This window comes from Ferruginibacter albus (assembly GCF_020042285.1).
Lineage (GTDB): Bacteria > Bacteroidota > Bacteroidia > Chitinophagales > Chitinophagaceae > Ferruginibacter > Ferruginibacter albus.
Genome location: NZ_CP083388.1, coordinates 1742231 through 1753908, shown reverse-complemented (window position 1 = coordinate 1753908; position 11678 = coordinate 1742231). Strand labels below are relative to the sequence as shown.

At 35.7% G+C, this 11678-nt stretch carries 12 protein-coding genes; 8 read left to right on the top strand and 4 right to left on the bottom strand.

Features of this window, described 5'->3' with window-relative positions; translation table 11 throughout:
* Positions 1-57: 57 nt before the first annotated feature.
* The 8 genes from K9M53_RS07850 to K9M53_RS07815 all read left to right on the top strand — a co-directional run bounded on the left by K9M53_RS07850 (position 58) and on the right by K9M53_RS07815 (position 6633).
* Positions 58-585: a hypothetical protein gene (locus tag K9M53_RS07850; protein WP_224019078.1), complete on the top strand. Its 528-nt coding sequence runs from the start codon at positions 58-60 to the stop codon at positions 583-585.
* 44 nt (positions 586-629) lie between these two features.
* Entirely contained in the window at positions 630-950 is a 321-nt protein-coding gene (locus K9M53_RS07845; RefSeq protein ID WP_224019077.1) for a hypothetical protein, read from the top strand.
* An 8-nt stretch (positions 951-958) separates the two neighbouring features.
* Positions 959-1579: a Pr6Pr family membrane protein gene (locus K9M53_RS07840; protein WP_224019076.1), complete on the top strand. Its 621-nt coding sequence runs from the start codon at positions 959-961 to the stop codon at positions 1577-1579.
* A gap of 13 nt (positions 1580-1592) precedes the next feature.
* Positions 1593-2237, top strand: a complete 645-nt coding sequence (locus K9M53_RS07835; protein WP_224019075.1) for a TMEM175 family protein — start codon at positions 1593-1595, stop codon at positions 2235-2237.
* 268 nt (positions 2238-2505) lie between these two features.
* Entirely contained in the window at positions 2506-3555 is a 1050-nt protein-coding gene (locus K9M53_RS07830) for a Kelch repeat-containing protein (RefSeq protein WP_224019074.1), read from the top strand.
* A 99-nt stretch (positions 3556-3654) separates the two neighbouring features.
* On the top strand, positions 3655-4983 hold the full coding sequence (locus K9M53_RS07825; protein ID WP_224019073.1) for a DUF4270 family protein: 1329 nt from the start codon (positions 3655-3657) through the stop codon (positions 4981-4983).
* Positions 4980-6263 (top strand): hypothetical protein, encoded by a 1284-nt coding sequence (locus K9M53_RS07820; protein WP_224019072.1) that lies wholly within the window; start codon positions 4980-4982, stop codon positions 6261-6263. Before K9M53_RS07825 ends, K9M53_RS07820 begins: the two co-directional genes overlap by 4 nt.
* A gap of 10 nt (positions 6264-6273) precedes the next feature.
* Complete coding sequence (locus K9M53_RS07815) at positions 6274-6633, top strand: hypothetical protein (protein WP_224019071.1); 360 nt, start codon at positions 6274-6276, stop codon at positions 6631-6633.
* A gap of 4 nt (positions 6634-6637) precedes the next feature.
* On the opposite strand, the gene K9M53_RS07810 is transcribed toward K9M53_RS07815, so the two are convergent.
* From K9M53_RS07810 to K9M53_RS07795, 4 genes are all read right to left on the bottom strand, one after another.
* Positions 6638-7399, bottom strand: a complete 762-nt coding sequence (locus K9M53_RS07810; protein WP_224019070.1) for a LytR/AlgR family response regulator transcription factor — start codon at positions 7397-7399, stop codon at positions 6638-6640.
* A complete protein-coding gene (locus tag K9M53_RS07805; protein ID WP_224019069.1) occupies positions 7374-8450 on the bottom strand; it encodes a sensor histidine kinase in 1077 nt (358 codons plus the stop codon). Before K9M53_RS07805 ends, K9M53_RS07810 begins: the two co-directional genes overlap by 26 nt.
* An 88-nt stretch (positions 8451-8538) precedes the next feature.
* Complete coding sequence (locus tag K9M53_RS07800) at positions 8539-10893, bottom strand: TonB-dependent receptor (RefSeq protein WP_224019068.1); 2355 nt, start codon at positions 10891-10893, stop codon at positions 8539-8541.
* 18 nt (positions 10894-10911) lie between these two features.
* Positions 10912-11541 carry a DUF3347 domain-containing protein gene (locus tag K9M53_RS07795; protein WP_224019067.1) on the bottom strand — a complete coding sequence of 210 codons (630 nt, stop codon included), beginning with the start codon at positions 11539-11541 and terminating at the stop codon, positions 10912-10914.
* Between the last annotated feature and the right edge of the window lie 137 nt (positions 11542-11678).

Below are 11678 nucleotides of genomic sequence, written 5' to 3'. Positions count from 1 at the left end.
CCTGTTCGTTTGAACAGGCTTTTTTATTGGTTATATTTGGTAAGATATTGATGCTTTATGATAGCCAAGAATAAAGTAAAACTATTTCTTTTTGCAACTTGCTTGATCTGTATGACGAGTAGTTGTCATAATCATATTGACAAATTCGATGTAAAAACAGATGACCTAAAAAAATTACCGGATAATTTTTATGCGTATCATCGTGGCAGTATCCTTCTTGAAAGCTTGAGTGATACCGGCTATAGAATTTGGTTTAATTTTGATAATAACGATAATATTGGGAATGTTTTTAAAATTGATGATCTTAAAAATAATAAAGAGATAGATCTAGATAGTGTTATCAAAACCCGGTCTATTGATACAAGCAACGCAAAGGTAAATGCTCAACTCTTTATAGACTTAAGCAGAAAATATAAGTTTGGGCACATTTTAATTGACAAGGCGAACAAAATATCTTTTTCATATATTAAAGACTTACCTGAAGAATGTGTAATGCCATTGAATGATAGCATAAAAAATATTTATTTAAAAAAAGAAGATTTCAAACAATTACCTAATGGGTGGTTTGAACATGTTGAGCAATAATTTTTTACCTTAATTGGATTTTTAGTTTAAACTCAAATTATATCATGCGTCTATTAAAAAATTTTAGCCTTTTAAGATTTTTCATTTGGGTTATTCTCATTGGCGGACTTACTATCTTTTCATTTTTAGCTACTTTTGGCAAGGGAGAAGGAACAATTGGCGATAGTTTTTTCCTAAATTTTATTGCTGATGCTTTTTATTTATTTCGTTTTCCTATGCATGTTTTATTTACTGAATGTATGAATGAGAATGCTTTTTTTATAGGGCTTTTTATTAATGTCATTTTTTATGCTTTTCTAATTGAAGCCACAATAAGTATTCGCAAAAACAAACGAATTGATAGTCCAATTAGTTCAAATCCTTAAGTTGATAAATGCGTAAAATACTATCTTTCACTTTTGCTATTATAGCATGGTTTGCTGTTTTTGCACAATACTATCTTATGGTGCAAAACAGAATTGCTTCCATTACCGAAACAACCATACGTTTTGTAAGCTTCTTTACCATTTTGACAAATACTATTGTGGCTTTTTATTTTACTATAGAATGTATTAAGCTGTTACGTATTAATAAGCCAATTGCTATTCCGGGATTGCTCACTGCTGTTACGATGTACATTACAATTGTTGGTACCGTTTACCAGGTTTTGTTACGACATATATGGAGCCCGGTTGGTTTACAAAAATTAGTGGATGAGCTATTGCATTCTGTTATGCCTGTGCTGGTTATTGTTTATTGGATATTGTATGAAAACAAAGGGAAAGTTCATTATTATCAAATTCCCAAATGGTTGATCTATCCTTTGGTGTATTTAATATATGTTCTTATCAGGGGAAGTTTCTCGGGCTTTTATCCTTACCCGTTTTTAGAGGTTACCAGTTTAGGATTGCAAAAAGTACTGTTGAATTCGTTTTATATGTTCCTGTTCTTTTTAGGCATTTCTTTTTTATTTGTGTGGTTAAGCAAGATCACAAAAGGAATGCCGCATAAATAATAATTTTGTATTTATGAAAGAAGCACATAAAAAAGAAACTCCTTTTGAACGTGTATTATTTTTCAGCGATGCTATTGTTGCCATTGCCATTACTTTATTGGCATTGGATCTAAAGCTGGAAGTTCCCGAACATCACCATCTCACTTTTGCCGACCTGTTGTTGCCGTGGAAAAAATACCTTGCTTTCTTTTTATCCTTTTTCAATATTGCGGGCTTTTGGAGAATACATCATAATATCTATTCTTATATTAAAAAGATGGATGACAAGTCGATGTATTTTAATATAGGCTGGGTATTTTTTATTATTACACTCCCCTTTGCTACAAGTGTGCTGAGCACGCATTTCGGCGATGCTCCTGCCATCTTTTTATACAGCATGAATATCTTTTTAATATCGATCTTTCAAAATTCCATTTGGGATTATGCCGATGCCAAAGAAGATTTTGTTGACAGAGAAAAATTACCTCCGGAAGAAAGAACACAATTCAGGATAATGTTCAACCTTGATATGCTGAATGGATTATTAGCATTGATATTCTCTTTTATATTGCCGAAGCTTGCTTTCTTTTTATTATTCTTTAAGATACCTGTTTTTATTTTTAGCTTGTTTTATATTGGGAGAATAAGGAGAAGGGAGAAGTTGGAGGGAAAGATCTGATAAAAAATCAAGCACATTTTGTAAAGACCTCTTTTATTTCGCACCCAATAAATCAGGCTTTCTTGTATAGAGCTTATTCAAGGCAATAAACGTCGCTCTACGAAAACAATCACCATAATCTCCGGGTTATTTATTTTGACACAATATTAAACTCCGTTATTGTCCGCTTCGGCAATAGATATGTCCCGTTTAGCTGCATTAACAATTTTTTCATAAGCTTTAATTGCATTTTGCAGCTCATTTTAAAACACTGCAAATAATAGCATCTATGATGAGTAACCCGTTATCATTAAAACGTTTTCTTTTAGCATCTCTTTTAGTATTCAGTATTTTCATTTTTTCTTCCTGCGATAAAACTTCTACCGATACAACAACCAATGCCGGCAATTGGGCAAGAAGATCCGAATTTGAGGGTTCTGTACGAACGGAAGCTTTTTCATTTGTAATAAACAATGTATTATATATAGGAGGGGGATACGATGGCAATAACCGTTTAACTGATTTCTGGAAACTGGATGAGCCATCCGGTACCTGGAAACAGCTAGGCAACTTACCGGGAGATGCGAGAAATTCAGCTGTTGGATTTTCAATTGGCGATAAAGGATATTTTGGAACGGGATATAATGGCACAGTTCCCTTAAAAGATTTTTACGAATATGATCCTGCTACAGATACATGGACTAAAAAGGCGGATTTCCCTAGCACGGCAAGATATGATGCAGTGGCTTTTTCTGTAAACAATAATGGATACATCGGTACCGGCTTTGACAGCACCGGCACCTATAGAAAAGATTTTTACAAATATGATCCCAATTCGGATACCTGGACACAAAGCGCCAGCTTAGCAGGCGATAAACGCAGCCAGGCAGTGGCTTTTGTTGATAATAATATTCCTTATGTTGTTTCCGGAATTAATAACGGAACATACCTGAACGATATGTGGGCTTATGATGCAGCCAACGATAGCTGGATACAAAAAAGAAAGATCACTACTGCTGTAGATGATGCAGACAGCACTTTTGATGATTCTTATGGCGCCAACATTACCCGTAGCAATGCTTCTGTTTTTGTAATGAACGATACTGCTTATTTAGTAGGTGGAAACTATAACGGCATAATCGGTACTACCTGGGCTTATGATATTAAAACAGATTATTGGTTTGCAAAAACATCTTTTGAAGGAACGGCAAGACAAGGCGCTGTTGGATTTACTGTAAATAATCATGGCTATATCGCCACAGGCGCTAACAGCAGCAATTACTTTGATGACCTATGGGAATTCTATCCTGCAGAAACACAAAATAGCGACGACAACTAATTAAAAATATGTTGCCACTATTTGTTAAGTGGTAATTGTAAAGGGAGCGGATAACATTTCATGTAACCGCTTCCTTTCACTAAATGCCTGCAAAAGAACATGAAATTTTCTTTTCGATATATTTTTTATGGTCTGCTTTTATTTACTGTCGGTAATAGTTTATTATCGTGTGATAAAGTAGATGTAACCTTTGGCAATCAAAATCAGCAAAACGATCCAAACCTGTCTTATTTTGAAAACTATACTGTTACGCTATCTACTTACCAGGTAGATTCATTTTTAACTTCGGGTACCAATACTTTTTTAGTAGGCTTCAATAATGATCCTGTTTTTGGCACTATACATGCCGGTTCTTATGCTGAAGTAGAGGCGCCTGCTATAAACTCACTAAAAGATGTAACCGGCATAACATATGACTCGTTGGAAATATTAATAAAACCAAATGGTATTTATTATGGAGATACATTATCCAACTTTAATTTGAATATATACCGGGTAACGAGCCCCATCCAAAAAGCTACGGTAAGCGATAACAATTATTATAATACAAGCAGTTTTACATATGGCGATCTACTTGGTAGTAAGAGTATTAAAGTAACGCCACATAATGGCAATCTTCTTAGCATACGTTTATCCGATCCATTAGGACAGGAACTGTTCAATAAATTGCAAACAGGTGCTGTAGAAATAACATCACAGGATTTTTTCAGACAATATTTTAAAGGATTGTATTTTGATGTTGACAGTACAACAACCAATGATCTTTTTGGATTCAACTCTGCCGATGATTCTGTTATCATGCGCCTGCATTATGAGCAACGTGGATTAACAACAGTGGCCGAATCTATTGACTTCCCTTTTATAACGGCTAAACAGTTCAATCACATAGCAACAAACAGGACCAATACGGCTTTAGAATCCTTGATTCCTAATAAAAAACAATTAATAAGCAGTACGCTTACGGATAATAAAGCTTATTTGAATAGCTCAACAGGGTGCTATATAAAAATAAACATGCCCGATCTGCTTAGCTTAAAAGAATTGCATCCATATGTAAAAGCAGCTAGCGCAAAACTGGTGATACAGCCTACACCGGGCACATTCAGTTATCCTTACCAGTTACCGCAATCGTTAAATCTATATGGCACTGATATCAATAATAATATTGTAAGCTCTGTTACTTTAGGCGGAGAATTACAAACAGGCAATTTATCTATTGATGAATTGTACGGAATAAACACTGCTTATACGTATGATGTTACCGATTTTGTCAATAGCATTTTAACAACAGGACAGGCAGCCCCCAGCGGCCTACTATTAACAACATCAGCTACAAACCTTGGCGATCAAAGCTTTAGCAGGCTTGTTATAAACGATGCTTCTACCTCTAAAGGCATTCAACTAAAACTCTATGTATTAGGATTATGATCTGGCAATATAAACATATATACCGCCTGTTGTTTTGCACGCTGATAGTAATTACTTCAGCAACAAAACTGAATGCACAAAATGTTACTTCTCCTTATTCTATATTAGGCATTGGTGATATAGATACAAAAGATTACGGAAGATATTTTTTTGATGGAAGCACAGCCAATGCACGCAGGGCAGTTGGCTCTTATAATTTTTCAAACCCGGCTTCATTAACAGCATTAACTTACAAGCTGGTAAACTTTGATATAGGCATGCGGGGAAGAGTAAGCGATTTTCAAATGCCTTCAGCTGATACTTCTACTGCCGCCTCAAAAGATTTTGCAGTAAAGCGCATAAGCTTTTCTTTTAAAGCCGGTAAAAAAACAGGTATTGCATTTGGTTTAAAACCATACAGCTCCGTTAATTACAAATACGAAGCTACACAAGCAATATTGGACGGCTATAGTACTTATACCAAAGCTGTTGATGGAAGCGGCGGAATTAACCAGGTCTATTTTTCAGCCGGAAGAGAATTATTTAAAAATCTTTCTATAGGCATAACAGCTTCTTACCTTTTTGGGTCATTGCAAAATACCACCAGCTATTCAAGCATAGCATTACCTATAAATTTAAGCAGAACAGATATCGATTTTTTATACGGAGCAAATGTTTTAGTAGGCTTACAATATTATACAGCTGCAGATAAAAAGTGGCAACATCAATTTGGATTAACAGGTTCTGTCAGCACTAAATTAAGCGGACAAACCACTTCTGAATACGTAGATAGTAATGTATCGGCTTCTACCTTCATTAATCAGAGCATTACTAAAAGCTCTCCTTTTCAAATGCCGTCCAGTATTGGATTTGGATATGCAGGCATAAGTAATAACAAATGGATCTTTTCTGTTGATGCAAACTATACTAAATGGCCGCATCAACAGGTTGATTATGTAAATTCCTCCACCACTTCTACCCTACGCCTTTCTGCCGGCATTGAATATTCAAAAAAAGTAAAAACTGCTTATTATGAATACGAAAAATATTTTGTTGCAGGAGGCTTTTCTGCAGAGAACAGTTATATATTGTTAAGTGGGAATTATATAAAAGACTATGCAGTATCATTGGGTGGCGGCATTAATTTATCAAAGAATATGGTAGTATATGGCGGTGTTGAAAGCGGAGTTAAAGGAGACCTTACTAAAATGCAGATAAAAGAAAATTATACGAATATCTTATTCGGCATTTCGATAAAAGACCTTTGGTATGGAACCAAAAAACTAGGACGTTTTAATTAAGAGTATCTATATGAAACAATTGCTTATACTTTTCGCTTGTATCATTCTAACAAAGATAGCCGGCGCTCAAAGCATCAATGGCAGATGGCGCTCCGAAGACAAAAGCCGTATTTATAAAATAGAAGAAAAAGAAGGGGCTTACCAGGCTTTACTTGAAAAAAGCAATAGAAAGGACGATCATGAGCACAGCGTTATATTAGACAACGTTACCTACAATAAAAAGAAAAAAAGATACGAAGGGATAATTTATACTGTCGACAGAAACAATTCTCGCCCTGTGATCATTACCGAGGAAGGAAATAAATTGAAGCTTAGGTTAAAGCGCTTAGTGTTTGAGAATGTTGACACTTATTGGTACAGAGAGCAATAAGCCCTTAATAATACCCTCCTTTTAACCACTCTAAAAAATCGGGCACTTTATTTTTACTTACTACAATATCTTCATGTGCGTTGATCTTTAGTTTAATCGACAGCTTTCTTGCAAAGTATTGCTCCGCCTCTACTACGGCTTCCTTGTTAATTAAATATTGCCGGTTTGCCCTGTAAAAATCTTCTCCGCATATATTCTCCATCTCTTCCAACGTATGTGCAATGGCATATCGCTTATTATCGAACGTAACAGCATAAGATGATTTCTGCTCTATACCCAGCAATGCAATTTCTTTTATTTTAACAGGAATGATCTTGTCTTTCCAATTGATCAAAACGGCATTGCTTTTCGGCCTCTGCTGATTCATTTCAAAATAGACCTGCTGTTTATTTTTTTGTTCATCAAAATTATTGCGCAGCCGAAAATATTTATTAAGCGAATCTTTTACCACTTGACTATCGAAAGGCTTGAGAATATAATCAATGCCATTATTCTTGAATCCTTGCAATGCATACTCGTTATATGCCGTACAAAATACCACCGGCACATTTATCTGTACTTGTTTAAATATGTCAAAACTATATCCATCACCTAACTGTATATCACTATATATCAGGTCGGGCAAAGGATTATTTCTAAAAAAATGTACTGCCTCCGTAACAGAAGACAATATTTTTACAACATCAACTTCTTTATTGGCATCCTTCAACACCAGCATCAGGTCTTCTGCCATTATAAGCTCATCCTCTATTATAGCTATCTTCATAATAAAAAGTTTTTATCATTACTATAAATTCATTAGGTGTTTTATCAACTCGTACGCCATCATTTTCTCCCAGTAAATGGTATCGTTCAGCCAAATTAGCAAGCCCAATTCCTTTTTCTTCTTCAATATTTTTTGCCTGCAGATTATTGATCACAAAAACTTTAGCATTACCTTCATCACCGGTTATTGCAATATTCAAAGGCTGTGCAATAGTGAATATATTATGCTTAACTGCATTTTCTACTAACAATAAAACAGAAAATACCGGCACCTTTCCTTTTTCCTGTTGACTATCAGGAACGCTTATGCTAAAATGTAATGCCTCTCCAAAACGCACCTGTTGCATAGTGAGATAGTCGTAACATATTTGCAATTCTTCTTTTAACGATATTAAAGTTTGATTGTGCGTATCCGTTGAGAAGCGAAGCAATCTTGCCAACTTGATAAGATATTCTTCAGCCTGTTGCGGCGAACGGCTGATCAACGACTTTAATGTATTCAATGAATTAAATAAAAAATGAGGGTGCAGCTGTTGTTTTAAAAAATCATGCTTTGCTTCCAGGTTATTTACTTTAAGCTGATAATTCTCTTTTTCTATCTGTGCTTTTTTATCCTTCAATAATATCATTTCAATAATGATCATGATAATAATATTGATGGATTGCGGCTGAATGAAATGCAACCCGAAACGATGCCTTTTGAAGCCATCACCGGGAGGTGGCGGCCAGTGAGGATTAGGAGCCAACGGGAATAAAGGTCTTGGCATTAAAATATCAAACGTAAAAAAGATCAGCAAGCCACAACAAACAAAACTTACAGCATACCGTATCCAATCTGTTTTAAATGAGGGAAAGCGTTTGCTTAACCATAATAAAAAAATATTCAAGCCCCATAAAAAAAGTGTGATCAAAGTGGTGGCAACAAATGCAAAAGGAATGTGCCTGAATTCTATATCGAATATCATCACAGGGGTGGCGCCAAACAATCCAAATAGAGGTGCCGTTATTAAAGCTGTGCGAAATAATTTTTTAAAAGGTATCTGTTCCTGCATCCACTGAATTTAGGAACAAAAATAAAAGGTAGGTATGCAATTTAGATGTTAAAGAGAACGCTGGCCCATTAACAAATAACTAACCATTTTAGAATTTAAAATTCCATGTAACAGCAGGAATAATAGGGAATATGCTTACTTGCTTTGCCTGTACTTTTAACGAACCATCCAAAGCGCTTCCTGATTGATCAAAATAAATAAAGTAAGGATTTTGACGACTGTACACATTATAAATACTGAACACCCATTCTGTTTTAAGCTTACGATGTTCATTCTTTGGAGAAGAATAAATTGCAGCAACATCCATACGGTGATAAGCCGGCAAACGATATTGATTGATAGAACTGTATTCCTGCGATAATACCCCATTAAAAATATAAAAACGTTCAGGTAAGGTAGCCGCATTGCCGGTCCCGTAAATAAACGTAGCAGAAAGCTTCCATTTATTATTCAACTTATACATCGCAACAACACTCAGATCATTTCTCCTGTCATATTTCGCAGGATATTTTTCTCCTGAATTTAATCCGGGGAATTGTCGCCATGTCCAGCTCAATGTATAACCCAGCCAGCCGGTCAATCTTCCTTTTGTTTTATTGATGAACAGTTCTGATCCGTAACTCCATCCTTTACCAAACGTAAAAGAGTTTTCATTATCAGCTAATGAATTGGGAGCATATCCTTCTGCATATTCAATTTGATTTTGCATGTCCTTATAATAAAACTCTATCGAAGTTTCGTAGGTATCCTCTTTGAAATTCTTGAAGAGCCCTGCGGCATACAACCAGCTTATTTGCGGCTTTGTTTTATAGGTACTCGGCACCCATAGATCTGTAGGTAAAGTAGTGCCTGCATTACTTACCAAATGTATGTATTGCATATTACGGGTAACAGAACCTTTAATAGAAGTCTCTTCATCCAAAGAATATTTTACAGTAAGCCGCGGCTCTAATCCGCCATAAGCTTTTACCGGCTGCCCACCCGAATAAACCACACTATCGATATGTGTACCGTTAGCATCGTCTGTATATAATTTATACGGACCGATCTGTTCAAACCAGCTGTAACGCATACCTGCATTTACAGTTAATTTATCACTAACCGTCCAATCGTCCTGGATATATAAACCTACTTCATGCGCATATTTGATTTGCGCTGTTTGCGGATTAAATACTACTGAATCCTGTTTACCGCTTACTACAGAAGGCTGAAAACGGTGATATGTATAAATGCCTCCGAATTTTATTTTATGATTGGAAAAAGGATAAAAATCAAAATCTTCTTTTAAGCTCCAGTCACGAATACCGGAAGATAATTTTACGGCGAAATTATTTTGAGCAGCATCAAATGTGAAATTATAATCGTTGTAAACCGCAGTAGTGTTGCCAAACAGGCGATTATTGTACACATGGTTCCAACGCAATGTACCGGTTGCATTGCCCCAGGGGATATGTACATTCAAACTTTGCTCACCATTTACAAAATCAAAAACATCCCTACCAAAATAACCACTTAAGTACAACCGGTCTTTATCGGAAAAACGGTAATTGAGTTTTGCATTCAGATCATAGAAGTAATAACCCGAACCATAGAACTGGCTTGATTTTTTTACAAAAGGTTTTGCCAGCATATCAATATAAGTTCGTCGTCCTGATATTATAAACGATGATTTGTTTTTCTTAATAGGACCCTGTATCGAAATACGTGAAGCGATCAAACCAATGCCGCCTTCCACCTGGAATTGTTTATCATTGCCTTCTTTCATTGAAATATCCAATACGCTTGATAAACGCCCTCCATATTGAGCAGGCATTCCGCCTTTAATTAAAGAAACATTTTTTATAGCATCTGAATTAAAGATCGAAAAGAAACCAAACAGGTGCCCTGTATTATAAACAGGTGCATCATCGAGCATGATCAGGTTTTGATCAGGCCCGCCGCCACGAACATAAATCCCCGCACTCCCCTCGCCTGCATTGCGCACACCCGGCAGCAATTGAACGGTCTTTAACAGATCTACCTCGCCTAAAAATGCAGGAATGGATTTTATTTGTTCGATCGGCAAAGTAAATTTTCCCATTTGTGCGTTGCGTACATTTTCATTTCTCTTTTTTGCAGACACTATTACCTCCTGTGATAAGGCAACAGCAGGAACCAAATCGAAACTGATGTTTTTATCACTTGTTAACTCAATAGTAAATACCTGCACCTGGTAGCCAATAAACGAACAGCTTACTTGATAAGTGCCTTCAACGAGTGTAATTGAATAGAAACCATACTGGTTGGTTGTAACTCCTTTTGTTTTACCATCAATTGAAATACTGGCACCGATCAGGGTTTCACCATTAACAGAATCTTTTACATAACCGCTGATGGTATATCTTTTTTGCGCAGATAAATTAAGCGACAATGCCAATAAAAGAATGGAAATAAAAAGTTTCATTTGATGTCTTGAATATACCTATTTCACTATAAAAGAATCTTGTAACTCTCCGCAATGCAACATGGCACTTTTATAATCCGGATGTTTTGTACCAAGGTATGGATTAAAAGGCTCATTAGAATTACCTATCCAGTTGGCTGATGTATTTTCACCAAAAGGCATAGAACAATTATACCAATATAGATTTTTGCCATGATAATTGACAGCCTTTAAAAAAGAATATAAGTTATCGCTGATGGTCGCAAAATCATGACGCATGGCTTCCAGTGTTTTTTCGGATGAAACACCATCGGCTGCAGCTTTCATATCTGCTAAAGCAGAGCTATCAGTCATGTAAACGGCTTCTTTATCTTTTATAGAAGAATCTTTTTTTATTTCCGCCAAAGGAATAGTGGTAATGCTTGATAAAAATTTTTGAGTTAACAGCATTGCATTGGCAGAATCAGCATTTACAAAGGCGTTTGCCAGCAAAAAGTAATTGCTTAATAGGCTGTTTACGCTGTCATTAAATGCATTGGAATGGCTGCCTGTTGCTATTGGCTTATCGTCCGGCACTGTATTAACTGCTGCAGGTTTATCTTTTTTGATTAAGAAATAAATACCCATTCCTATTATCAATAATATGATCAACAAAAAAACCTTTTTCATTTGAATAATTTTTTGCAAAACTAAGGCATAAAATTCTTTGAGTTACTTTTGCGAAAAAATTAACCAAGAGCCGCTCTTATATGCCTATTAACTGGAAAATAAGTGAGCCAATAATCAGCTTGCTGTTTATTGTCTTT

Bases quoted from the DNA above. Each gene is read 5' to 3' on its own strand.
- K9M53_RS07850 (WP_224019078.1), top strand. From the start codon at position 58: ATGATAGCCAAGAATAAAGTAAAACTATTTCTTTTTGCAACTTGCTTG.
- K9M53_RS07845 (WP_224019077.1), top strand. From the start codon at position 630: ATGCGTCTATTAAAAAATTTTAGCCTTTTAAGATTTTTCATTTGGGTT.
- K9M53_RS07840 (WP_224019076.1), top strand. From the start codon at position 959: ATGCGTAAAATACTATCTTTCACTTTTGCTATTATAGCATGGTTTGCT.
- K9M53_RS07835 (WP_224019075.1), top strand. From the start codon at position 1,593: ATGAAAGAAGCACATAAAAAAGAAACTCCTTTTGAACGTGTATTATTT.
- K9M53_RS07830 (WP_224019074.1), top strand. From the start codon at position 2,506: ATGATGAGTAACCCGTTATCATTAAAACGTTTTCTTTTAGCATCTCTT.
- K9M53_RS07825 (WP_224019073.1), top strand. From the start codon at position 3,655: ATGAAATTTTCTTTTCGATATATTTTTTATGGTCTGCTTTTATTTACT.
- K9M53_RS07820 (WP_224019072.1), top strand. From the start codon at position 4,980: ATGATCTGGCAATATAAACATATATACCGCCTGTTGTTTTGCACGCTG.
- K9M53_RS07815 (WP_224019071.1), top strand. From the start codon at position 6,274: ATGAAACAATTGCTTATACTTTTCGCTTGTATCATTCTAACAAAGATA.
- K9M53_RS07810 (WP_224019070.1), bottom strand. From the start codon at position 7,399: ATGAAGATAGCTATAATAGAGGATGAGCTTATAATGGCAGAAGACCTG.
- K9M53_RS07805 (WP_224019069.1), bottom strand. From the start codon at position 8,450: ATGCAGGAACAGATACCTTTTAAAAAATTATTTCGCACAGCTTTAATA.
- K9M53_RS07800 (WP_224019068.1), bottom strand. From the start codon at position 10,893: ATGAAACTTTTTATTTCCATTCTTTTATTGGCATTGTCGCTTAATTTA.
- K9M53_RS07795 (WP_224019067.1), bottom strand. From the start codon at position 11,541: ATGAAAAAGGTTTTTTTGTTGATCATATTATTGATAATAGGAATGGGT.